Here is a 23,597-nt window from a genome sequence, read left to right as displayed (position 1 = left end):
CCATGTACAAACCCCGGTATCTTCCCGAATCACGATTCCTTGATTTGCGCGGCCTGAACTCGCATGTGCTGTGCTGGGGAGACCAAGACAAACCCTTGGTGGTGATGGTGCATGGCTGGATGGACATGGCGGCCAGCTTCCAGTTTGTGGTGGACTCCCTTCTTGAGCAGACCGCCGGTGCTTACCGCGTGGTGGCCCTCGACTGGCGGGGTTTTGGTCAGTCGGACTGGCCGGTGGCACAGGGTTGTCCGGGTGTGCGTTCGTACTGGTTTCCCGATTATTTGGCGGACCTGGATGCCCTGTTGGACCAGTTATCGCCCGATCGCCCGGTTCATTTGGTGGGCCACAGCATGGGCGGCAACATTGCCATGTTGTACGCGGGTGTTCGGCCAGAGCGCATCAAGACACTGGTCAATCTAGAGGGCTTCGGCATGTTGGACTCCCCGGCCGAGAAGGCCCCCACGCGCTATGCCAAATGGCTGGATGAGCTGAAAATACCCCACCAGTTGCGCGATTATCCGGACTTGAATGCAGTGGCCGCTCGCCTGCAAAAAACGAATGCCCGTTTGTCCACTGACAAGGCACTGTTTTTGGCGCAGTATTGGGCCAAACCGGTGGGCGATGCTTACCAACTGCTCGGTGACCCGGCGCACAAAATCATGAATCCGATTGGTTATCGACTCGCCGAGGCCCAAGCCAGCTGGGCTGCCATCAAAGCCCCGGTGCTGCATGTGGAGGCTGCACAAACAGAAGCTGGCTTGTGGTTGAGCAAAGCCGGCGAACCCGTGGATTTTGACGCCTTCCGCAAACGATTTGACTGCGTGAAAGACTGGCGGTGCAGCATTGTTCAAGCGGCTGGCCACATGTTGCACCATGATCAACCCGTTGAAGTGGCCCGATTGTTAAGCACTCATTTCCAAACTCGCCCGTGAGCGAGTTGTTGTTGTGAAACGAAACCGTTCTGGTCTGCCGCCAGTAAAACCAGCAGACAAAAAAAAGCCGGCACCTGTTTGGGAGCCGGCCTAACCTTTCTCGCTTGCGGAGAAGAGGAGACATGAGGTTGATCACTGTTACAGCGATCAATGTCAGTATTTTGTGCTTCCCCGGCTTGTGCGGCAAGCAAATTTGTAGATGATTCATACTAGACAATTCTTTGAACTTTCATGGTGTTGTAAGAAAACATGCCTCATCTGATTGTGCACACCAGTGGGAATCTGCAGGGCCTGGATGAATCCTGGCTTCTGCTACAGGCCAACAGGGCGTTGATGGCCTCTGGCTTGTTCATGGATTCCGACATCAAGTCGCGCGTGGTGCGTTGCGACAGTTTCCGGGTGGGGGTGGACAGCCACGAGGACGAAACCCACGCTTTTGTGGCAGCTCGCCTGGCTGTGCTGAGTGGGCGTGAATTTTCCCTGCGCGAGCATTTGGGTTTGCTCTTGCAGAAAACGCTGGAGCGTTGCTTGGCGGGGTTTGATCACCTGCAGGTGCAAATCACGGTTGAAGTGGTTGAAATCGAGTCGGAACTGTATTTCAAGTCAGTGATTGGCAAACAACCCCAGGCCTAGGGCCTCTGGGTGGGTTGTTCGCTTAAATACCCAACAACTGATGCGGGTTGTCGATTTGGCACTGGCGTTTCAAGATCCAGGCCAGGCGGGGATCATCCAGCACGGCCATGTGTCCAGACGCATCGATGTGATGGTGCTGGGCGCCAGCCAATTGGGCAAATTCGGGGCTCAGAATCAGCGCGTCGGGGGTGACCACAATGCTGCTCATGCGGTGGCGTTGATGCCGGTCTTCGCTGTTCAATTCCTGTAGAAAAACGCTGCCTGGCATCATGTCCACCACGCAGTCACCGATGCCGAGGTGGGCCATTTTGGTTCCATTGTTGGGTGATGCCAAGGTGAACAGGTGTTGCACTTGGGCATGACTGTCCCACCGGCTGGACATGGCTTTGCGCACAATCAGGCCTCCCATGGAATGACCCAAGAGGTAGATCGCGCTGTTCTCGCATTCTGGCTTTGCCACCAAATGGTCCAGGAACCGGCCAAAGTCCGCAGACATGTCCCGTACCGAGGCCAGCACATAGCGGGGTGTGTACAGGGCAACCCGCAGGCCTGAAAACACCAATTCCTCGTACAGCGCTGCAAAGCAGCCTGGTCGTTCAATGTAGCCCGGAACCATGACCACCAGTGGCAACTGTCGGTTGTGGAAGTTTGAGCTGTAGGTGGGCAGCAGACTGGGAACTCGTTGGCGGAACAGGAAGCTTAAGCCCATGAGGTAACCCTCGCGGACAGCGACTTTGGCGGCGGCGCCCAGTGTGAGTGGGCCGACGGTTTGAACAGGTGGTCGAGCGGACATGCGGATCTCCTTGCTTCAGGCGTGCTGTGCGCTTGTTATTGTCTTTACTCTATGTCTGGTTTGCTCGGTTCTTGTTCCTGAATAACGACAGTTTTCAGGTTTAGTTGAGCATTTGCTCATGGCTTGAGCAAGTCTTGGGCCAGGTTGTGGCTTGAGGGTGTGGTTTTTCGGCACGGTGTGGTTGATGTGCTTGGTGAGGTTGGGACTGCGGCACTGCGCCACTGCGCGGTCATTCCCCTTGGCGACGGCCAATCTGTGGTTCAAAACCTGAGCCTCGCGATCGCTGAGGTCGACCCTCCAAAAAACACGGTCGGGAATCGACCTCTGGGCCAGCTCGTTGAGCTTGTCCCACCGCGCCTGCTTGTCACGGTTTTGCAGATTGTCCTGAATGTCGCTACAGGGGAGGTGAACCGCGCATCGCCGCATGCACATGGACCCCAGTAACACCAATAGCCGGCGCCGAACAGTCAGACCCCCGATCGGCTTGACCCGCACAGCATTCGAACACACGGACCGAGATGTCTGAGCCACGCAGTGGCGAGTTCTCGGGACGGTTCGACATGCGCGGGGCAACCTTTACTGTCGGGGGGCGTTCGGCACGGGCTACCGGTGTTGCTGGAGGCTCTCAACTGGACTGAGCCAATAGTTTACGAGAGGGCAACAAAAACCCAGGCTCAAACCATGAGCCCGGGTTCAAATCGAGCATACATCACACCAAGGTATCCGCCCAAATGTTTTGAGCCCAGCTCCACGCATACTGGCCTTCCAATTCGGTTGGCCCTGCGGATACGCCACCGGAGCCCTCCACGGTCAAGAAGGTTTTTTTCTCGGCGTTGTAAGCATGCACACTGGCCACGTGAATGACTTCTTTGGCGTTGATGTAGCTGTAGCAGGTGTTGTTGAGCAACGGTGTGGGGTTGGGTTCCCAGCCGCTCAGTTGCGAGACGATGGCTGCCGCCGCCACTTTGGCATGGCTGTTGGCCATGTGGCCGCTTTTGGGCATGAGGGGGGCGACCTGAATCGAGTCACCAATCACATGCACATTCGGCATCACCTTGGACTCAAAGGTTTGGTAATTCACATCGGCCCAACGGCCATTGAGGTTGGCCACGCCAAGGTCCACGGCCAGTTTCCCGGCCCGCATGTCGGGCAACAGGTTCAGTACCTCGCCCTGTACCGGTTCTTCAAATTCAAACTTCACGGTTTTGGTAGCGGCGTCCACGCCGGTCACTTTGTGGTTGCCGCGGTATTCCAGAATGCCTTTGTATTGGCTTTCCCACACCGCCTTGAACAATTTGCCTTTGGAGATCACATCCGGGTTGGCATCCAGAATAATGACCTTGGACTTCGGCTTGTGCTGCTTCAGGTAATTGGCCACCAGGCTGGCCCGTTCATAGGGCCCGGGTGGGCACCGGTAGGGGGCCAGGGGTATGCTGATGAGGAAATTGCCGCCGTCCCGCATGCCGGCAATCTGTTGGTGCAGGGCAATCGTGTCTGGCCCGGCCTTCCACGCTTGAATGGTGGCGCCAGTGGCATTAGCTGCTTCCAGTCCCTCAATGCTGTTGTGTATCAGGTCGATGCCGGGGGCCAGCACCAGCTTGTCATAGGGCAGGGTTTTGCCCTGCTTGAGTTTCACCAAGCGCTTGTCGGGGTCAATGCCCACCGCATAATCCCGAACCAGCTTCACGCCATGGTGTTTGGAGAGGCCCGTGTAAGGGTTGGTGATCTCCTGAAGTTGCCGCACACCGCCCACCACAAGGTTGGACATGGGGCAGGATACAAACTGGGCGTTGGGTTCAATCAAGGTGACCTCAACCCGCCCTTTGGAAAACAGGCGAATGTATTTGGCCGCGGTTGCGCCGCCATAACCCCCGCCAATCACCACCACCTTGCCTTTGGCTGAACTGGCGATGGCTGACAGTGGCAGGCTGCCCAACAGAGTGGCTGCAGCCAATGCGCTGCCTTGCAAAAATTCACGACGTTGCATGGTGGCTTCCTTCAGTTCTGTTTGCCAAAGGTGTTGGCGATGGTGGTGGCAATGAGTTCAATCTGCTCATCGGTGTAGCCTTTGGCCAACTGGTGCATCAGTGTGGCTGGCCGCTCGCCAGTCTTGAACCATTTCATGTTGGTGGCGATGTACTCCGCCGATAGGTTGGCCAGGCCGGGTACGGCTGACCCTGTTACACCTTGGCCGTTTGTGCCGTGGCAGTTGGCGCAAGTGGCCACCAGGCTTGCCGCCCGAAGTTCCGCTTGCGCCCGCTCGGCGCTGTCCTTGGCGGCCGTGGCCGGGTTGATCAAACAAATGCTGATGCCAGCCAGTCCGATCCATCGGACGCCGGTGTGGATGAGGGTGTGCATGTGGTGCCTCCAAGCAACAAGCCGGGTCTGGCGCCCGGTGAAATATTTAGCCCGTTGAATTTGAAATAGTGTCAATTAGACGACATTGGTTGCAATCCAATGTCGTCACATGCCGGTAACACAGTATAGGCGAGCAGTACCCAACCCAAAAGCAGCATTTCGCATCAGCAAATTCAGAGAAGAGGTACAACATGTTCAAACCTGCCTTGAACGCTGCAACCACTGTGGCCACCTTGGCTGCTGTGGCCTTGCTCAGTGGCTGCCTGTCGTCCGGCGGAGACGCGACGACGGTCGGTGAATCGGGTGGAGGCACCACCGTAACGCCCGCTGAATCCAACGGCCGTGTGTTTTTGATCAAGCCGGGGCCCAATGCCACCGACGAGATGACCAAAGCCATGGTGCAGCTCAAACCCAAGGATACCCTCAAATTCGATTGCGGTTTTTTTGACCTGAAGACCGGTATTCAGATCACAGCCACGGAGGACGTGGTGATTGAGGGTTGCGGCATCAATGACACGGTGCTGTCCTTTCGGGACAGCAACACCCAGGAAGGCTTTTTGGCCTCCAACGTGATGGGTGTGACCATTCGCGACCTGACCATTGCGGATTCCCCAGGCGATGCCTACAAAATGAAGGGTGTGAACCATGGCAATTTGTTGCGGGTGCGTGCCATCTGGAGTAGCGGACGCAAGACCCCGCAGGAAGTGCCCATCACCGCCGCCAACTTTAAAACCGCGGTGCAGGTGAAATGCACCGACCCCGCCCGCCACAACCCGAACAACCCAAATCCGCTGGAGCGTGACAACACGTCGCCGGACTACACCGTTTCCACCGCATCAGGCCGTTATGGCATTTATCCGGTGCAATCCCGCAATATTTTGGTGGATGGTGCCGAATCAATTGGCGCCTCGGATGCGGGCATTTACGTGGGTCAAACCAACATTGCGAAAATCCGCAATAGCCGTGCAGCATTCAACGTGTTTGGTTTCGAGATTGAAAACGTGCAGGACGGCGAATACCTCGAAAACGTGGCCGAGTGTAATTCGGGTGGTTTCCTGGTTTACGACCTGGACAACCTGACTCAGTACGGCAGCCGTTCGCGCGTGCACAAAAACATCGCCCGCAACAACAACACTTACAACTTTGCCGTGCCAGGTTCGATTGTGGCCAACGTGCCGCGTGGGTCGGGGCTCATTACGCTGGCCTACGACAAAATCGATATTTACGACAACGTGTTCGAGAACAACGGCACCGCTGGTGTGATTCTCACCAGCTATGACATGTTGGGTGACCCCGGCGACCGCCGCATGGACGTGTATTCCGAGGCGGTCAATATTTTCAACAACACCTTCAAGAACAACGGCAATGACCTGCCCCAGCCAGATTTTGCAACCATTCTGGCCACGCAGGGCGCCCAGATTAGCAGTGCTTTCCCGATGGTGGTGGGGCTGAAAAACGCAGCCGGTGGCAAAGGGTACAAAGGCGGCCACATTGTGTGGGATGGCTATCAGGACACCTTGAACCAGAACTGCGCCCTGCCATTGGACAAAAACGGCAAGCCAGTGGCGGTGGACGCCGACGGCAAGCCCATTCAGGGCAACACCAACCCCAATCCAGCCTGCCGTTACAACGCCTACAAGTTCAAGCCCAATGGCGAGCGCAAGGTGCCCGCCTGGTGGTTCAGTTGCATCAACCCGAACAACAAGTTTGATGCGGACAGTATTTCATTTGCCAACTTCCACGGCACACGCGGTCTGGATGCGTTGGTCAACTTGAACACGAACGACCCGAGCAAAAACCTCTCGGTGGAATATGTGTCAGCCATTGCATCGGGCATTCCGCTATTTGCATCCGAATTCGACTTGAGCAAGCACAATTGTGCAGCCCGTTTCGGTGCCGACTTGCCCAAGTTGCCCGACTTTGAGTTTGAGCCTTTTGTGCCCAGTGGTCAGTATGCGCCTGAGCCTGCTGCCGAAGCCGTGAAAGCTTTGTGCGAAGTACCCTTGAAGGCCGGCGTGGTCAATGAAGCCGCTTACCAAGTGAACTGCAATGAGTTGTCGCAATACAACCTCTTCTCCAAAGCCGACGACCCCACCAGCAAGCCCAATGGCCAGGGCATGCCGTATACGCTCAATTCCAAGCTGTTCACGGATTACGCGGTGAAACACCGGGTCATGTACATTCCAGAGGGCAAGAGTGCACGCTTCCTGACCGATGAAAGCCGGCGTGTCACCTCCACCATTGAATTCCCGGTGGGTACCATCATTGCCAAAACATTCACGTTCGTCGACCAAACGGCCAAGACTGAAACGCCCTATGAAACCCGTCTGCTCATCAAGCGTGAGCGGAAGGACGGACAGAAGTACTGGGAAGGTCTGGAATACATTTGGCAGGACGGTGGCGATGGCAAGCGCAAAGCAGTGCTGACCCAGTCGGGTGGCACAGGTTCGGCCAAGTGGGATTATGTCGATACCGATTCTGGTGTTCGCCACACCGGGCAAACCAATGCTTACCTGTTTCCCAACGCCACACAGTGCGCAATTTGCCATGCCAACAATGACAAAGAGCCTGGCTCTTCACCGATTGGGCCCAAGCCGCGCAATTTGAACCGTGCTTACCTGAATGAGTCGCCGATGCCAACCGGGCAGGCCTCTCACCCGGTGACTGGCAAAAACCAGTTGAAATTCATGTGCGACACGGGCCTGATGACCAATTGCCCGGACAGCTTCAATCTGGATGACAAGCAGGTGGCCAAAAACGTGCCACACCTGCCCAAGTTCAACGTGCCCGGTGATTCCGGTCAACCAGCGAACTCCAAGGCTGACATTGAGGCCCGGGCCCGCGCATGGATCGAAGTGAACTGCGCGCATTGCCACAATGAAAATGGTCAGGCCTCCAACACTGGTTTCTATGTGGATGCCTTCCGTGCAGTGGACAGCACTTACGGTATTTGCAAGAAGCCAACCGCCAGTGGTTCTGAAGGCCGTGGCAACCGCCTCTATGATATTCACCCCGGCCAGGCCAATGATTCGATTGTTCCTTACCGGATTGGGCCAGAGGCTGTTCAGTTGGCAGCCAAGATGCCACCACTGGGCCGCAGTGTGGTGCAGGACGAGGCCGTGACGCTGATCACGCAGTGGATTAATACGGTCATCGATGCCAGCTACAAGAACGCCGATGCCTGCCAGGAGAACAACCAGTCGGGCGGTGGCTTGCCGCTGGTGGGTGGTTTGCCCGTGCTGCCAAAGTAATGCGGCGTGTGATGTTGAGCCTGGCCATGTGTTGCACCATGGCCAGCCCGGTGCAAGCCGGGCAGGGAGCCGCCGACACCCATGTGCATGGTGTGGGTGAGCTGGACGTGATTCGCGAGGGCAATGCCCTGTCAGTGGTGCTGTCGGGGCCGCTCTACAACCTGCTGGGTTCCGAGGCGGCACCGGCCAGCGATGCAGACCGCCAGAAGGTGAAACGGGCCGTTGCCTTTTTGCGGTCCGAAACCGCCTTGCGATTCAATCCGGAAAGCCGCTGCAAGCGGGTTGATCTGGCATTGACCTCCGATGTACTCAACCCCCACAGCCATGCCCCGGGTGATGATCACCAAGGGCACACGGTGGGACCGCATTCGGATGTGTTGATGCGCTGGGAGTACCAGTGCGACAACATGGCCGCTTTGCAGCAACTGGATGTGGGCTTGTTCAAGCTATTTCCGCTCATGGCCGAGCTGCGTGCCCAAGCCGTGTTGCCAAAACGCCGCTTTGAAGCCCGCCTGAACCCAGCATCGGCGGTGTTTCGCCTCCAATATTAGTGAATACCCTCCGAAAAATTGAATTGACTTGAGAAGGGCACACCATTACCTTTACATCCGACAATGTTACATTCAATTCATCAAACAACTGTTTGATTGAATGCTTTCCATCCATTGAACGGAGTTTTTTGTCGTATGGGCCACATGCCTGAACAAGACCTGCTGGGGTTGCACACACTGGAACACGCGTTTTTGAACGACGTGGCGCCCAGCTATTTGCTCCATGCGCGGCCACCCCATGGCTTGAAGATTCGCCAATGGAAAAAACGCACCGCGGTGCCGTTGATCAATACCCTGCACAAAGGTGTGACCGGTTTGCGTCGCCAATCGGCCCCAGTGCTGGACCATGACCTGGTGTGGCTGGAAGGCGGGAAGGCCGATGGCCCCGCCGTGGTGTTGCTCCATGGGTTTGCATCCAACAAGGAAAACTGGCTGTCGCTGGTGCCGTTTCTGCTCAAAACTCACCGACTGTATGTATTGGACCTGCCCGGCTGGGGTGAGAGCCAGTTCAACGCGAACCTTACATATGGTCTGGATGACCAAGTGGCGCGTGTGGCTGCCTGGATGACGGCCCATGTGCCTGCGCCGGCCCACGTGGTGGGTAATTCAGTGGGTGGGCTGATTACCGCTTTGATGGCCGGACGCCACCCAGCCTTGTTCAAAAGTGCCTGCCTGATGAACCCGGCTGGTGGCAAAGGGGCGGATCACACCCGGTTTGAGGCGGGCTTGAAGCAAGGCAAAAACCCCATGATTGTGGAAAGCCTGGCGGGTGCCCACACCCTGATGAGCCTGGCCATTCACAACAGGGCGATTGCCCTGGCACTGGCCCCGTTGATGGCGCAAGACCTGATCAACCGCCGCCACGTGAACCGGCACCTGTTTCACCAAATGCTGGTGCACGCCCCAAGCACCGACTTGCCAGGCATGGCGGCCAATCAGTCGCCCACGCTGATCATGTGGGGCAAGGAAGACAAGCTGGTGCATTACACCGGCGCCTTCACCTACGGCGAGATCATTCCCCACGCCGAGGTGCTGCTGTTTGATGACGTGGGCCACCTGCCCATGGTCGAAACTCCCCTGCGCACCGCCAAAGCCCTTCAGCGCTTCTGGTCCAACCACGCTTAAAAAGCTGCCCCGGTCGGTTCATGACCGGGGATTGCCCACTTTTCCCGGCTCTTTTCTCCCCTTTGTAGGTGAGGGCTTTCCCGCACACTGTGTCAAAGCACGTGGTGGGTTTGTGCCCCCGTTCACCCAAGGACAAGACGACTCATGAGCCAATCGAACAAAAAAATCGACACTGTGGATAAATTGCTGCCCTGGGCCATGCACGGCAGCGCCCTGATATTGTTGGGTATGGGCGCACTGATGGCTCAAAGTTGGCTGGCTCTGGGTTTTGGTGTGGGCGCTGTGGCATTTTCAGTGTTGGCCACCCGGCGAACATTGAATGCTGAAAACCTGACGTTGCAACGCGCCATCACCAAGGCACACATTGCCCTGGAAGAGCAAAAGTCTGCACTGCCCGACACAGCCGAGCTCAACCGCGTGGCTGACACCTGGGTGCCCACGCTCAACAACCAGCTCACCACGGCCAACAAACAGATGGAGGACGGCATTGTCAATTTGGCACAGGCTTTCTCCGGTATCCATTCCCAGTTGAATGCCACGGTCACCATCGCGTCAGAAGCGGCCGGCGTATTGGGTGGCGCATCGGGTGGCGCATCGGGTGGGCACGGCGGTTTGGCTGGCAACGTGGAACGCAGCCTGAATGCCATGCTGTCGAGCATTCGCCAGTCGCTGGACGAAAAGGCCGCCATCATGGATGAGGTGAAAGGATTCATCACCTCCACGGACGAGCTGGCCAAAATGGCTGCCTCGGTGGAATCTCTGGCTGCCAAAACCAATCTGCTGGCCCTGAATGCCGCCATTGAAGCCGCACGCGCTGGTGAAGATGGTCGTGGATTCTCAATTGTGGCTGACGAGGTGCGAAAGCTCTCCATGTTGTCGGCTGATACAGGCGTCAAAATTCGTGAACGTGTTCAAGCCATCGCCCAAGCGGCCAAGCGGGCAGGCGAGGGTGCTGCCCGGATGCAGGTGTCCGATGAACACGTGCTGGGACAGGCCAGTGAGACATTGACCGGCGTTGTGGCCCAGTTTGAACAAGTGACCACACCGCTGCAACATGCCAGCGAACAGATTGTGGGCAACACCCATGAGGTATCGGCCAGCCTGAACAATGCTGTGGTGCATTTTCAGTTTCAGGACCGCGTGTCTCAGATTCTTGGACACGTCAAAGACAGCCTGGAGCAATTGCAAAGCCAGCTTCATGAGGGCCTGAACGGCTTGAATGTTGGCGCCCTGATGGAAGAGCTGGAGCGCAATTACACCATGGCTGAAGAACGCACCAACCACGGACAGGGCCAGGCTGTTGCCAAGGCCGCGCCCGCCGATGAACTCACCTTTTTCTAAAAGCACGGATTACACGAGAGCACACCATGAGCAAAACAGTCTTGATCGTTGATGACTCCACCTCCCTTCGCCAGGTGGTTTCGATGACCCTGAAAAGCCAGGGTTTTGAAGTGCTGGAAGGATGTGATGGCAAAGATGCATTGACCAAGCTGGATGGACGAAAGGTCAATCTGATTGTTAGTGACCTCAACATGCCCAATATGGATGGCCTGACTTTTGTGCGTGAAGTCAAAAAGATGGCCAGCTACAAGTTTGTACCCATCATCATGCTGACCACCGAATCGGACGACAAATTGAAAGCTGAAGGGCAGGCCGCAGGTTTGAAAGCCTGGATGGTTAAACCTTTCAAACCGGAGCAAATGATTGCTGCCGTGAACAAACTCGTGGCCTGAACGCGGACCACATCACGACGAGGCCGAGGGAGGCGCTATGAACATGGAACTTGCAGTTAGCCAAGCCGACGAGCATGCACAGCTGGCACACGAACAAACCGACAACAACGTGCTGACCCTGGAGACACTCACCATTGCCGATTGTGGTGGCGTGTTTGAAGCGATCAAGCAAAAACTGACAGCGGGACTCACAGTGCTGTTGGACATTAGCCAGTGCCAGGAAATTGACACCGCCGGTGTGCAATTGCTGGCGGCCATTCAGATCGACCCTGCCGTCAACTTGAAAGTGCACTGGACCAAACCCTCTGAGCTGGTGAGCATGAAAGCCCAGCGCCTTGGCCTGCTGTCCTGGATCAATGCAGGCTTCCTGGAGAATTAAACATGGCATTTGAATTGGATCTGGAAGCGTCACGTGGCATCTTCTTTACGGAAGCCCGACAGTTGCTGGGTGAGGTGGAAAGTTATGTGCTCCAGTTGGAGCAGAACCCGGACGATTCCGAGGTGCTGAATGCAGCTTTTCGGGCAGCACACACCATCAAGGGCAGTGCTGGCGTATTCGGCCTGCAGGTGATTACCCATTTTGTACACAACCTGGAGACCGTTCTGGACCGGGTTCGCAATGGCGAAATTGGTTTTGATGCCAACATGAGCACCCTGGTGCTGGAATGCCGGGACCACATCGCCGAGCTGGTGGACAGCATTGAAGGCGGTGGCAGTGCAGAGCAGGTGGATGGGGAGCTGGCGGTGGTTCAAGATGGATTGACCGCGCGACTGAAAGCTTACCTGCATGCCGATGAAACACCACCCGCAGCACAAGCTGCAACACCGGCTGATGCTGATATTGCAGCAGTGCCGGCAGCCAGCGGGCAACAAGCCTGGCATATTTCGCTGCGCTTGGCGCGCTCCACCCTTTGCGACGGTTTTGACCCAGCGCCCATTTTTGCGTACCTCAGCACCTACGGTGATATTCAAGACATGGTGCCGGTGATGGACCATTTGCCGGCGTTTGCAGAACTGGACCCAGAAGCTTGCTATCTGGGCTTTGAATTGCGCTTTGTGACAGACCGGGATGAAGCCGCCATTCAAGACGCATTTGAATTTTTGACCGAAGACAGCGTGGTGCGTATTCTGCCTCACCAGTGTGAACCAGCCCGTTGGGATGCGCTGTTGCAGGGGTATCCAGAGGGCGTAGAGCGGGGTGCAGAATGGTTGCAACAGTTGGGTTGCCAGCGCCCGCAGGCCATGCAGCCTGCTGCGGTTGAACAAGGCTCATTGGTTGAGCCCGCTCTTGCAGCCATCATGGCTGCAGATCCGGTTGCCAAAGCCACACCCAAAGCCAAAACAAGCAACAAGGCTGCAGCACCCAGTCAATTCATTCGTGTGCCGTCGGACAAGCTGGATGCGCTCATCAATTTGGTCGGTGAACTGGTGATCGCCAATGCTGGCACTGTCGAGCAGGCCAAACACCTGAACAACACCTCCATGCTGGAGGCCACCAGCGCTGTGGCTGGTTTGATTGAAGAAATCCGTGATGGCGCGCTGGGTTTGCGCATGGTTCAAATCGGCGAAACATTTCAGCGGTTCCAGCGCGTGGTTCGCGACATTTCCATGGGTTTGGGCAAACAGATCCAACTGGAAATTTCAGGCGAAGACACCGAGCTGGACAAGTCGGTGGTGGAGCGCATTGGCGACCCGTTGATGCACCTGGTGCGCAATGCGCTGGACCATGGCTTGGAAACACCCGAGGAACGACAAGCCAGTGGCAAGCCAGCCACCGGCAAATTGGGCCTGCATGCCTACCATGATAGCGGTCACATCGTGATTGAGGTGTCGGACGATGGGCGTGGCCTTGCACGTGACAAGATTCTGAAGAAAGCCATTGAAAAGGGCATCATCACACCAGAGCAAACCTTAAGCGATGCCGAAGTCAATATGTTGATTTTTGCACCGGGTTTTTCAACCGCCGACCAAGTGACAGACATCTCAGGACGGGGTGTGGGCATGGATGTGGTGAAGAAAAACATCGAAGCCCTGAGGGGCTCGGTGCAGGTGCGTTCACGCCCTGGTCAGGGTTGCACATTCGAGATTCGTCTACCACTGACCTTGGCCATCATTGATGGATTCATGATTGGTGTGGGCGGATCTGCCTATGTGATTCCGCTGGCCTTTGTTCGCGAATGTTTGGAACTGCCTGTGGGCGCCCTGGGCGATGATGATGACCGCATGGACATTCATTACGACCTGCGCGGTGAATTCCTGCCGTGTGTCCGCCTGCGCAAGGTGTTTGGCAGCAACGCCCCGAAACCCAAGCGCGAGAACATCATTGTGGTGAGTTCCGGCGGCATCAAGGCCGGTATTGTGGCGGACCAGTTGCACGGCGAGTCCCAGACAGTGATCAAGCCACTGGGCAATATTTTTGAACAGAACAAGGCCATCAGCGGTGCCACCATCATGGGCAACGGCGATGTGGCCCTCATTATTGATGTACCCAAGCTGATTGGTGAAGTGAGCAGTCTGACCAGCCAACAGATCGAACAGGCCCATGCCTGATAACTCCCAAGGACCCATGACCATGAACGACATCAACCATCAGATTGCCACGGCTCAAGAAGCCGACAGTGCCAGCCACCAGTACCTGACTTTCCAGGTGCGCAACCAGCGGTTGGCCGTTGAAATTTTGCGAATCAAGGAAATCATCGAATACGGCCGCATCACCGTGGTGCCCATGATGCAGCAGTGCATCAGTGGTGTGATCAATTTGCGTGGTTCTGTGGTGCCGGTGGTGGATTTGAGCGCCCGGTTTGGTCAGGGCCAAACCGCGGTGAACCGCCGAACCTGCATTGTGATTCTGGAAAGCCAGATGGCCGATGAAACCCAGGTGGTTGGTTTCATGGTGGATGCAGTCAACGCAGTGGTGGACATTTCCGGTGATTCCATTTCGCCGCCGCCCCAGTTTGGCGCGGGTGTTCGCACCGACTTTTTGCGGGGCATTGGCAAGGTGGATGAAGAATTCGTGTTGGTGCTGAATGTGGAGCGCTTGCTGGACTTTGAAATTCCGGCTGATTTGGAATCAACCGTAGCTGCTTAATCCATTCAATAGTCAAATTGATGGTGAATTGTTTCACCCGGATGTCGCTCATCTGGGTGAAATTTATTCCGATGTCATAGAGTATAGGGGTTGTACCTTGACCCCCGCCTGGCATGTCATCCCCGTCCAACCCGTCTGTTTCCCATTCCCCGTTTGAGTTGCACGACATGTTGGTTCGCTGCCGCCAGCGGGTGGTTTTTGCCGCGTTGGCTGTGCTGCTGGTGTTGCTCACGCCACCCGGCAGCCTGGAAGGCCCGGCCGGCCATGCCCACTTCTATTTGGGTTTCATGGCGGTTTATCTCCCCCTGGCTGTGTTCCAGTGGGTTTGGCTGCAAGGCCAGCAGCGCCCCCAGTGGCTTGAAAAAGCCCTGTATTTGGCCGATGTACCGGTGATTGGCATCGGTTTGTGGCTGGCACCAGTTCCTTTGGCTTTTTCCTCTCCCTTGGTGTCGGTGTTGGCACTGATTCGCGGCATGCGCTACGGCCCTCGGGCTCTGGGTTTGCATTGCCTGTTGGGCGGCCTGCTGTTTGTGGTGTTGTGGATTGCTCACCCCTTTTGGCGGGACAACCCGCCACTGCTGCTGAGCAACCTGTTTTTGTTGGGCATTCTGCCGTTTCATTTTTATCGGATGAGCCGGAAAATTCACGAAAATTCCCGCAGCCTGTCCGAAGAAAACCTGCTGGACCCACTCACCCGTGCATTTAACCGCAAGGCACTGGAACAGGCGTTGTGGGCCGCACTGGCCGAGCAAAAAACCTTCATGGTCGGTTTCATCGACCTGGACAATTTCAAGCAGGTCAATGACACGCTGGGCCACCACTGGGGTGACAAGCTGTTGCGCCGGGTGTGTGTACGGCTTCAACTGAAGTTAAGAACGGAAGACCGGGTGTATCGCTTGTCGGGTGATGAATTTGTGGTGCTTAGCCAGGCGGTTAACCGCCCAGACACGGCGGCCTGCCTGGGGCAGCGCATTCGGGATGCCGTTCTTGATGTGGTTGCGCAGGTGGCTCCCAACCTGCCGGTGTCGGCCAGCGTGGGCGTGCTGGTTCAAACCCGGTATCAGGGCCTCACAGCGGGTGATGTGTTGCGTGCAGCAGACGAATTGATGTACCAGGCCAAGCGCAATGGCAAAAACCAGGTGGTGGTGGCCGAGCGCTAGGCGGGCAGATTCAGCTCTCGCGTTGATCCTGACAGTGGCGGTCCAGCGCAGGCCGGCCTGGTGAAATACAGTGGATGTCCTCTGTGGACTGCAGGTTGTCCAGCGCTTTGCCAACCTGGGTCAAAATCAGGAAAACCAAGCATATCCCGCACATCAACCAGAACACAGGCTGACTGGCCTTGAGGATGGCGTGAAATTGCATGATCCTCAGGCGTCCAGGTTGTCGGCGCCCAACAGGCCGCTCACCCGTCCCAGAACGGCAGCAATTTGGTGCTGTTCCCAGGCGGGCAGGGTGGAGAACTCAGACCGGAAGCGGCCTTGCAGGCTGGACGGCGCTTGCACCAGCTCTTGACGGCCCTGGTCGGTCAGCTGTACCTCCAGCCGACGTTTGTCATTCAGGCTTCGAACCTTGCACACCAGGTTGCGGCCTTCCAGCTTCTGGAGAATCACGGTGGAGGTCACCGGCGACAGCCCCAAGGCCCTGGCCAGCTCGCCGGGAGAAATACCGGGATTGTCTTCCACCACTTGCAAGGTGTGCAGTTCCGATGTGGCCATGTCAGCCCGTTTGGCCAATGCCCGCGCGCTGGACTCCGTGGCACGGATGATGCGGCGCAGCGCAATCAGGCTGTCTTCAAGGGCGGTGGACATTCCAGAAACCATTTACAAATCAACATGAACCGCATTTTATAAAGCAATGAGGCATTTGCGTACAAATATCCCGGGGTTAGAGTGAGTCCACCAATTTCACCCATTTGGGGTAGACAAATTGTCGCAATGTCAGACGTTAATTTGCTTCAAGATGGGAAACAAACCTGCAGGGCATTTCTAACCCGACTGGGTGGGGAAAACCACCGAGTGCTGGGTTATAACAGTTTGTAACATTCATAATAATTCAAACCGGGATGGCGCTGGTTTTTTAACCCGCCACACGCAGGCAGAGAGCAATGATTGATGTAAAGCAGGACTGGCTTGCGTACTTGGGCGTATTGACACAAACACATGTTTCGGCACTGGTGTTGGGTTTCTTTTCCTCACTGTTGACGATGGCAGTGGGCATTGAGCTGCGCCTGCGGTCGATCAAGTATCTTCAATTCCGATCCACCCTGAGCCGACAAGCTGTTGTGTGCAGCTTGTATGTGCTGTCGATGTTGTTCTCGTCGGCTTTTGTTGCGCTCACCCTGCAAACATCGGTGTGGACCTCGTACTCCATCACGCGGGCGGTGCTGTGGTTCTGGGTGGCTCTGGCGCTCATGATGTCGTCCGAATCCCTCGTTCGCGTGGCGCTGCGGCGACGTTTTCATTTCAGCAAGATATACGGGGTGGTTGGAACCCTGGTGATGTTTGCCGTGCATTCCCTGTTTGTGTATGGGGTGAGCAGCACCGATGTGGTTCGCATCCGTTGGCCCTTGGTGGCTTCCAGCATGGCGGTGAGTTGCCTGGTGTTGTATGCCTTGGGCAGGCTTTCGGAGACTGGCCTGACCCGCAGCGTGCGCAGCACCCGCGACCGGGTGTTCTACATCCTGGGCATCACGGCGGCCAACCAGTGGGTGGCCATGTCGGTGATGAGTTTTGCAGAAGTCTCGGTGGTCACCTCGCCCATACCCTGGCACCAGTTCTGGATCAGCGCTTCGGCGTTTGAGTCCATGATGGGTGTGCTGGCCTTGCTCATGATTCTGTTTTTGTTGATTTATGTGTACACCATTCAACAACGCGTGGTGGGGTTGCTGAAATTTGATAACCAAAAACTGTCGGTGTTGAACCAGACGGCCATTGACCAGGTGCGCCAAACCACGGCTGAGCTTGCCTCCGAACAACATCGGCGCAAGCAGTTGGAGCGCTCTGTTGAGGCGGTGCAGAAGGACCACCAAGTGTCCATCGAAGGTTTGGTGGCGGCGTTGTTCTCGTTGGAAGAGGGAATGTTTGAGTGGGACCTGGAGCAGGAGTTGCTGGATTTCAGTCCCTCCTGGCGCCGCTTGTTTGGGCTGGACTTGCCCCTGGGGCATTTGGTGCCGGCCGGTTTGTGGCGCGTGGGCATTTTGGCAGACGATCAAATCCAGTTGAACAAGGCCATGCAGGGTTGCCTCACCGATCCGAACGCCAGCAATGTGACGCAAATCCGCTATCGAACCCCGTATGGCGCGCTGCTCAAGATTGAAATCCGCATTGTGGCGGTGCGAAATGCGTACGGTTTACCCACCCGTTTGGTGGGCGTGATGCATGACCGAACGGGTGAAATGGATCTGGAGTTGTCCATTCGGGAAGAATTGAACGAGGAGCATCTGCTGTCCAGCCGAAAGTCCCAGTTTGTGGATTATCTGGCCCATGAAATCCGAACCCCGATGACGGTGATTGGATCGGCCAAGGCCTTGATCGAAAATTGCATGAACCGACCCGAGCCGGATGCCAACCTGGTGTTGACCTATGTTGATCAGATTGGCTGGGCCTTGAAATCGCTGCGTGCCTTGGTGGATGAAACCTTGATGTTCATGGGCAGTGGGTATTCCCACAAAAACCTTCGGATTGAACCGGTGCCTGTTCAGCGGGTGTTGACCGACTTTGTGTTGGCTCACAGCCGTTTGCGGGGGGCTTCCCTGAAAGATGCGTTGAACTTTTCACCCAGGCTGAACGGGTATGAGTTTTACACCGACGAGTATGCATTGACCCAGGTGGTGCGTCAGCTGCTGGCGTGTGTGCAGGACAAAGAGTTGAACATCGGCGAGGTTTGGGTAGACCGCCCGGAAGCAGGCGGTTTGCAATTGAGCCTGAGCCTGCTGCAGTGGCCCGACTGGGCCATTCCCTGCCATGGTGTGGATGCCAGCGACCAAGGCACCATTATTCCCTTCAAGGACGAACATTTGCCATTTTCCCTGTTGCTCACCAAGCGGGTGATACGATTTATCGGTGGGCGACTTATGATGGTGCAGCAGGGCGATGATTTGGCGCTCTGTGTGGATTTGCCGTCTTTGAAGGAGGAGACATGCCCCGCGTGATGGTTGTTGAGGATCAGGAGGTGATTCTTGCAAACTTGGCCCAAATTTTGGAACTGACCGGGCTGGATGTGATGCAGGCCGCCAATGGTTTGGACGCTTTCAATCAATTGACTGCCGTGCGGGAGTTGCCTGCGCAACAGCCCCGATTGATCATCAGTGATTTGATGATGCCGTTTATGGATGGTTTTGAGCTGTTGAGCCTGGTTCGCGGTGACGCGGTGTATGAAAAGCTTCCCTTCGTTCTGTTGACCGCACGCAGTGATGCCAGTGATTTGCGCAAGGCCTTGGCCTTGGGTGCCAGCGATTATCTGATCAAACCCTTTGAAGTGGATGAATTGCTGGTGATGGTAAAAAACCAGTTGGGCAGCGATCCGGCGGCGCCCGCCGATTGTTTTTCGAGCGCTCTGTTGTCGGATTCAGACTTTCACCTGGAATAGCCGCTAACTGGATGTGTTCAGCACAGAGATGCTCAACAAACGGCCAATCGCCCCGTCGATGCCGGCGATGAAGTAAGGCAAGCTGACCCACAACACCCACAAGCCCGCGGTGATGGTGATTGAAAAGCCGATGGACATGATGTTGAGCTGTGGGGCCGCGCGCGCCAGTATACCCAGCACGATGTTGCAAATCAGAATGGCGGTCAGCACGGGCAGGGCGATCTGCAACGACAGCATGAACATGATGCTGCCGGCGCTGGCAATGTTCTGCGGGTTGATGACCGACAGGTTGCCAGACACAGGAATCAGCTGAAAGCTTTGCACCGCTGCGGCAATCACCAACAGATGGCCATCCATGGCCAAAAACACCAGCGAAGCCAGCACACCCAGGAAACTGCCCAGCAAGGGGCTTTGCCCGCCCCGCACTGGGTCGATGAATTGCGAGAAGGCCAGCCCCATGGACAGCCCCAACAGGTCACCTGCCATTTCAAACGCTGCAAACACCAGTCGCATGGAAAAACCCATGGACACCCCAATCAAAATTTGTTGAAGCAGCACGGGCAGTGCCTGTGCTTGTGTGAGGGTGGGGGGTGCTGGTAGCAGGGGCATCATGAGCATGGCAATCAGGGCGGCCAGGCCCACCCGCAATCGGCGACTGACACTGCGGTTGTCGAACACAGGCGCAGTGGAGAGCATGGCGAGGATTCGGATGAAGGGCCAAATAAAGGCCGCGACCCAGACCTCGATTTGTGAACCGCTCAGGGGAATCATGCGAACAGGCGACCCGGTCAGCCGATGATGTTGGGAATGCTGGTGATGAGGCGCTGGGTGTAGTCCACCAGCGTGGCCAGCATCCAGGGGCCCAGCAGCATGAGGGTGGCAAAAATCCCCAAAATCTTCGGAATGAAGGACAGGGTCATTTCGTTGATCTGCGTCGCAGCCTGCAAGATGCTGATGAGCAAGCCCAAAATGAGCGCCACGATCAGCAGCGGACCAGAAACCATCAGCATGACTTGCAGCGCATCTTGACCCAAATTCAACACGGTTTGGCTGTTCATAACCGCTTGCCCTCCATTAGACCGTGAAGCTCGCGACCAGCGAGCCAACCAGGAGTGTCCAGCCATCCACCAGCACAAACAACATGATCTTGAACGGCAGCGAGATCAGCATGGGCGAGAGCATCATCATGCCCATGGACATCAGCACGCTGGAGACAATCAGGTCAATGATGAGAAACGGCAGAAAGATCATGAAGCCGATCTGGAATGCGGTTTTGAGTTCGCTGGTGACAAAGGCTGGAATGAGCACTTTCAGCGGCACCTGGCTGGGCTGCTCCAGATTTTCCACTTTGCCCAGGCGCATGAACAAGGCCAGGTCTGGCTCTCGGGTTTGCTTGAGCATGAAGTCTTTGATGGGGGCTGAGGCGCGGTCGGCCAGTTCCTGAAACTGGATTTCGTTTTTCGAAAACGGGATGTAGGCCTCGGTGTAAATCTTATCGAACACCGGCGACATGACAAAAAACGTGAGAAACATGCTCAGACCCACAATGACCTGGTTGGGCGGCGAGTTTTGGGTTCCCATGGCCATGCGCAACAACGACAGCACAATCACGATGCGGGTAAAGCCGGTCATCATCAGCAGGATGGCTGGCAAAAAACCCAGAAACGTAAAAAACAGCAGGGTTTGAATGGGCACGCTGTAGTTGGTGGTGCCCCCCGGGCCGGGTGCTGCGGTAACACCGGGCAGAATTTGCTGGGCTTGTGCACTGCTGGCCCACAAGGCCATGGCTGCAAGGCCAATCACCACAAAGCCCAGGGTGAATGCGGGCCACCACCACCGAGTGTTCTTCGGATGGGTTTGGCTCATGAGCCCACCTTGCCAGTTTTGACACGTTCCAGCAGCTTGGCAAATGTGACCGCCGGGCTGATGGCTTCACCAATGTCCAACCCACCGGCTGGCAGGCTGTGCAAGGTGTTGATGCTGTGAGCGGTAATACCCACGACCAACCAGGTGTTACCCACTTCAATCAGGGCAATTTTTTCGCGTGGCCCCAGGCTGGAGGTGGCCAATACTTTGTAAAAGCCACCCCGTTTCTGGGCTGCCGTAAAACCGGCACGCTTCAGCACCCAAGCCAAGGCCAGCAACAAACCCAGGACAAACAGCAAACCCAGTGTGGTTTGCAGCAGGTGGCCGCTGCTCAGGCTATCGGCGGCAGGGGGTGGATTGGCCGTGTTGGTGGGTGCCTGGGCAGTTGATTGCGCCATGGCAAGCTGTGTGACGGCCAGCCCGATGAACAATCCACCGAGCATGAAAAAACGCGCGGCCGTGTGGCACGCGCGCCTTGTCCAGCTGCTGGCTGGGTGTTCCGTCTGAGAAATCAGTTGATTGTTGTGTTGAGACATTCCAGCAAATCGTGTGAAGCATTCATCGATTCAGCTTTCTCAGTCGCTCAGAGGGTGTGATGATGTCGGTCAGGCGGATACCAAACTTGTCGTTGACCACCACCACTTCGCCCTGCGCGATCAAATAGCCGTTGACCAGCACATCCATGGGCTCACCGGCCAGGCCGTCAAGCTCAACCACCGAGCCTTGGGCCAGTTGGAGGATGTGTTTAATCGGTATCTTCGTCCGACCCAGCTCAACAGTCAACTGAACCGGGATGTCGAGGATCATGTCGATGTCGTTTTGAGTGCCTGACGCCACATTGCCGCCAAAAGGCTGGAACAGCCCGGTGGCGGGCTTGGCTGCGCTGGCCTGTGCAAACAGTTCGTCTGCACCACCGTCGGTTTGCGCGGTGCCGCTGGATTTGGCCTGTTCGGCCAGGGCGGCAGCCCAGTCGTCTGCGGGGTCGGTGACCACTTCGTCGTGTTGTTGCGCCATGGTGTGTTTCCTCGTGCCGTGGTGTGTGCGTTAGGTGCCTGAAACAGCCTGTTCGGCCTGTTTCTGTTCGCGGTTCAGTATTTCTTGCAAATTCAGATTGTCGCCCACGCCTTCCTGGGGCATGGCCAGCACTTCATTGACTTTCAGTGCGTACTGTCCGCCACTGGTGCCGTAGGTGCAGTTGAAGATGGGCACGTTGTCCACCTTCGCCTCGATGTTTTTGCCAATGTCGATCGGGATGACGTCGCCCACACGCAGTTCCATGATGTCGCCCACGGTGAGTTGGGTTTCAGCCAGGGTGGCGATCAGGTCGACTTCCGCCATCTGAACCTGCTTTTTCAGCATGCTGACCCACCGCTTGTCTGGCTCGGCCTGGTCACCCTGCATGCTGGAATAGAGCAGATCACGAATCGGTTCCATGGTGGCGTAGGGCACGCAAATGTGAAGCGAGCCGCCACCAGCGCCCAATTCAATCGAGAATGAGGACGTCACCACGATTTCAGATGGTGTGGCGATGTTGGCAAATTGGGTGTGCATTTCCGAGCGCAGGTATTCCGGTTTCATGGGAAATACCGGTGCCCAGGCTTTGATGTATTCCTCGCGAATCACTTCCAGCATCCGGGCAATAATGCGCTGCTCGGTTTGTGTGAAGTCGCGGCCCTCAACCCGGGTGTGAAAGCGTCCATCGCCACCGAACAGGTTGTCGATGACAGCAAACACCAAGCTGGGGTCAAAAATGAACAGGGCGTTGCCGCGCAGCGGCTTCATGGCCATGATGTTCAGGTTGGTGGGCACCACCAGGTTGCGGATGAACTCGTTGTACTTCAGAACTTTCACTGGGCCCACGGAAATTTCGGGACTGCGGCGCATGAAGTTGAACAGGCCAATTCGGACCAAACGGGCAAACCGCTCGTTGATGATTTCCAGCGTGGGCATGCGGCCACGCACAATCCGCTCTTGGGTAGCGAGGTTGTAGGGGCGAACACCGCCTGCAGCCTCCGCCGACTCTTTGGCTTCTTCTTCGCCGTTCACACCCCTCAACAGGGCATCGACTTCGTCTTGTGAAAGAAATTCTCCGGGCATGGTGGCGCTTCCGTTTACTGAATCACAAACGATGAGAAATGCACATCACGAATGCCGTGTGTGGGGTCTTTGACGTCGCCTTTGATGGTGACGCGGGCCAGGTCCACCAGCTCATCCATCAGGGCCTGTTTGCCCTCAATGGTGGTCAATTGGCTGACATTCTTGCTGGACAGCACCATCAGGATGCGGCTGCGAATGACCGGTGTGAATGTCTTGATTTCCTCGGCAATCAGGGGTCCTGTGGTTTCATAGGTGATGCCGATTTGCAAATAACGGGTGCTGTCGGGTGCGGCCAGGTTAACCACAAAGGGATCCATGACGACGAAGGCGGGCGGTCCATGGGGCTTTTCTTCCTTGGCCGCCTCTTCACCCTTGTGCTCTCCACCTTTCAGCATGAAAAAGGCACCGGCACCGCCAGCAATCAGAACAAGCAGGGCCACGGCCACCATGATGATGAGCTTTTTCTTCGATCCCGCTGCGGGGGCCTGGGCTTCTTCAGCGCCAGCTTTGGCAGGAACTGCTGCGACCTTCGCCATGTTGACTCCGTGGTTCAAACTGATCGGTTATTGACTGTGTTCATTGT

At 56.4% G+C, this 23,597-nt stretch carries 25 protein-coding genes; 13 read left to right on the top strand and 12 right to left on the bottom strand.

Annotation, left to right across the window (positions count from 1 at the left end; genetic code table 11):
• The first annotated feature begins 2 nt into the window (after positions 1–2).
• Positions 3–932 (top strand): alpha/beta fold hydrolase, encoded by a 930-nt coding sequence (locus NQT62_RS15180; RefSeq protein ID WP_256765597.1) that lies wholly within the window; start codon positions 3–5, stop codon positions 930–932.
• Positions 933–1,181: 249 nt separating this feature from the next.
• Positions 1,182–1,565: a 5-carboxymethyl-2-hydroxymuconate Delta-isomerase gene (locus NQT62_RS15175; protein WP_256765596.1), complete on the top strand. Its 384-nt coding sequence runs from the start codon at positions 1,182–1,184 to the stop codon at positions 1,563–1,565.
• 22 nt (positions 1,566–1,587) lie between these two features.
• Here NQT62_RS15175 and NQT62_RS15170 read toward each other — a convergent pair whose 3' ends face one another.
• The 3 genes from NQT62_RS15170 to NQT62_RS15160 all read right to left on the bottom strand — a co-directional run bounded on the left by NQT62_RS15170 (position 1,588) and on the right by NQT62_RS15160 (position 4,716).
• Positions 1,588–2,358 carry an esterase/lipase family protein gene (locus NQT62_RS15170; protein ID WP_256765595.1) on the bottom strand — a complete coding sequence of 257 codons (771 nt, stop codon included), beginning with the start codon at positions 2,356–2,358 and terminating at the stop codon, positions 1,588–1,590.
• A gap of 709 nt (positions 2,359–3,067) precedes the next feature.
• Positions 3,068–4,345 (bottom strand): NAD(P)/FAD-dependent oxidoreductase, encoded by a 1,278-nt coding sequence (locus NQT62_RS15165; RefSeq protein WP_256765594.1) that lies wholly within the window; start codon positions 4,343–4,345, stop codon positions 3,068–3,070.
• Positions 4,346–4,356: 11 nt separating this feature from the next.
• Positions 4,357–4,716, bottom strand: a complete 360-nt coding sequence (locus tag NQT62_RS15160) for a c-type cytochrome (RefSeq protein WP_256765593.1) — start codon at positions 4,714–4,716, stop codon at positions 4,357–4,359.
• 191 nt (positions 4,717–4,907) lie between these two features.
• Between NQT62_RS15160 and NQT62_RS15155 the strand changes: the two genes are divergently transcribed.
• The 9 genes from NQT62_RS15155 (at position 4,908) to NQT62_RS15115 (ending at position 15,624) form a co-directional block, all read left to right on the top strand.
• On the top strand, positions 4,908–7,967 hold the full coding sequence (locus NQT62_RS15155; RefSeq protein WP_256765592.1) for a parallel beta-helix domain-containing protein: 3,060 nt from the start codon (positions 4,908–4,910) through the stop codon (positions 7,965–7,967).
• A 38-nt stretch (positions 7,968–8,005) separates the two neighbouring features.
• A complete protein-coding gene (locus tag NQT62_RS15150; protein WP_256765591.1) occupies positions 8,006–8,518 on the top strand; it encodes a DUF2796 domain-containing protein in 513 nt (170 codons plus the stop codon).
• Between the two features lie 135 nt (positions 8,519–8,653).
• Entirely contained in the window at positions 8,654–9,643 is a 990-nt protein-coding gene (locus NQT62_RS15145) for an alpha/beta fold hydrolase (RefSeq protein ID WP_256765590.1), read from the top strand.
• 144 nt (positions 9,644–9,787) lie between these two features.
• Positions 9,788–10,984, top strand: a complete 1,197-nt coding sequence (locus NQT62_RS15140; protein WP_256765589.1) for a methyl-accepting chemotaxis protein — start codon at positions 9,788–9,790, stop codon at positions 10,982–10,984.
• A gap of 26 nt (positions 10,985–11,010) precedes the next feature.
• Entirely contained in the window at positions 11,011–11,376 is a 366-nt protein-coding gene (locus NQT62_RS15135; protein WP_256765588.1) for a response regulator, read from the top strand.
• A gap of 37 nt (positions 11,377–11,413) precedes the next feature.
• Positions 11,414–11,755, top strand: coding sequence for an STAS domain-containing protein (locus tag NQT62_RS15130; protein ID WP_256765587.1), 342 nt, complete (start codon positions 11,414–11,416; stop codon positions 11,753–11,755).
• Between the two features lie 2 nt (positions 11,756–11,757).
• Positions 11,758–13,926: a chemotaxis protein CheA gene (locus NQT62_RS15125; RefSeq protein WP_256765586.1), complete on the top strand. Its 2,169-nt coding sequence runs from the start codon at positions 11,758–11,760 to the stop codon at positions 13,924–13,926.
• Between the two features lie 22 nt (positions 13,927–13,948).
• Positions 13,949–14,464, top strand: a complete 516-nt coding sequence (locus NQT62_RS15120; protein WP_256765585.1) for a chemotaxis protein CheW — start codon at positions 13,949–13,951, stop codon at positions 14,462–14,464.
• 167 nt (positions 14,465–14,631) lie between these two features.
• Positions 14,632–15,624 (top strand): GGDEF domain-containing protein, encoded by a 993-nt coding sequence (locus NQT62_RS15115; RefSeq protein WP_256765583.1) that lies wholly within the window; start codon positions 14,632–14,634, stop codon positions 15,622–15,624.
• A gap of 10 nt (positions 15,625–15,634) precedes the next feature.
• On the opposite strand, the gene NQT62_RS15110 is transcribed toward NQT62_RS15115, so the two are convergent.
• Together NQT62_RS15110 and NQT62_RS15105 are read right to left on the bottom strand one after the other, a co-directional pair.
• A complete protein-coding gene (locus NQT62_RS15110) occupies positions 15,635–15,826 on the bottom strand; it encodes a hypothetical protein (protein ID WP_256765582.1) in 192 nt (63 codons plus the stop codon).
• Positions 15,827–15,831: 5 nt separating this feature from the next.
• A complete protein-coding gene (locus NQT62_RS15105) occupies positions 15,832–16,272 on the bottom strand; it encodes a MarR family winged helix-turn-helix transcriptional regulator (protein ID WP_256765581.1) in 441 nt (146 codons plus the stop codon).
• Positions 16,273–16,568: 296 nt separating this feature from the next.
• Between NQT62_RS15105 and NQT62_RS15100 the strand changes: the two genes are divergently transcribed.
• On the top strand, positions 16,569–18,614 hold the full coding sequence (locus NQT62_RS15100) for a histidine kinase dimerization/phospho-acceptor domain-containing protein (RefSeq protein ID WP_256765580.1): 2,046 nt from the start codon (positions 16,569–16,571) through the stop codon (positions 18,612–18,614).
• Positions 18,602–19,051 carry a response regulator gene (locus NQT62_RS15095; protein ID WP_256765579.1) on the top strand — a complete coding sequence of 150 codons (450 nt, stop codon included), beginning with the start codon at positions 18,602–18,604 and terminating at the stop codon, positions 19,049–19,051. The genes NQT62_RS15100 and NQT62_RS15095 overlap by 13 nt, the downstream gene beginning before the upstream one ends.
• A 3-nt stretch (positions 19,052–19,054) precedes the next feature.
• On the opposite strand, the gene fliR is transcribed toward NQT62_RS15095, so the two are convergent.
• The 7 genes from fliR to NQT62_RS15060 are packed head-to-tail and all read right to left on the bottom strand — an operon-like array spanning position 19,055 to position 23,550.
• The gene (gene fliR, locus NQT62_RS15090; RefSeq protein WP_256765578.1) at positions 19,055–19,822 is read right to left on the bottom strand and encodes a flagellar biosynthetic protein FliR; all 768 of its coding nucleotides are present in this window, start codon (positions 19,820–19,822) and stop codon (positions 19,055–19,057) included.
• Between the two features lie 17 nt (positions 19,823–19,839).
• Positions 19,840–20,109 (bottom strand): flagellar biosynthesis protein FliQ, encoded by a 270-nt coding sequence (fliQ, locus tag NQT62_RS15085; RefSeq protein ID WP_256765577.1) that lies wholly within the window; start codon positions 20,107–20,109, stop codon positions 19,840–19,842.
• A 16-nt stretch (positions 20,110–20,125) separates the two neighbouring features.
• Positions 20,126–20,917: a flagellar type III secretion system pore protein FliP gene (fliP, locus tag NQT62_RS15080; RefSeq protein ID WP_370569197.1), complete on the bottom strand. Its 792-nt coding sequence runs from the start codon at positions 20,915–20,917 to the stop codon at positions 20,126–20,128.
• Positions 20,914–21,453, bottom strand: coding sequence for a flagellar biosynthetic protein FliO (fliO, locus tag NQT62_RS15075; protein WP_256765576.1), 540 nt, complete (start codon positions 21,451–21,453; stop codon positions 20,914–20,916). Before fliO ends, fliP begins: the two co-directional genes overlap by 4 nt.
• A gap of 22 nt (positions 21,454–21,475) precedes the next feature.
• A complete protein-coding gene (fliN, locus tag NQT62_RS15070; RefSeq protein WP_256765575.1) occupies positions 21,476–21,931 on the bottom strand; it encodes a flagellar motor switch protein FliN in 456 nt (151 codons plus the stop codon).
• A 30-nt stretch (positions 21,932–21,961) separates the two neighbouring features.
• On the bottom strand, positions 21,962–23,014 hold the full coding sequence (gene fliM, locus NQT62_RS15065) for a flagellar motor switch protein FliM (protein WP_256765573.1): 1,053 nt from the start codon (positions 23,012–23,014) through the stop codon (positions 21,962–21,964).
• Between the two features lie 14 nt (positions 23,015–23,028).
• Positions 23,029–23,550 carry a flagellar basal body-associated FliL family protein gene (locus NQT62_RS15060; RefSeq protein WP_256765572.1) on the bottom strand — a complete coding sequence of 174 codons (522 nt, stop codon included), beginning with the start codon at positions 23,548–23,550 and terminating at the stop codon, positions 23,029–23,031.
• Positions 23,551–23,597 lie beyond the last annotated feature (47 nt).

It is taken from the genome of Limnobacter humi (assembly GCF_024518835.1).
GTDB lineage: Bacteria > Pseudomonadota > Gammaproteobacteria > Burkholderiales > Burkholderiaceae_B > Limnobacter > Limnobacter humi.
This window is presented reverse-complemented; position numbering and strand designations above follow the sequence as displayed.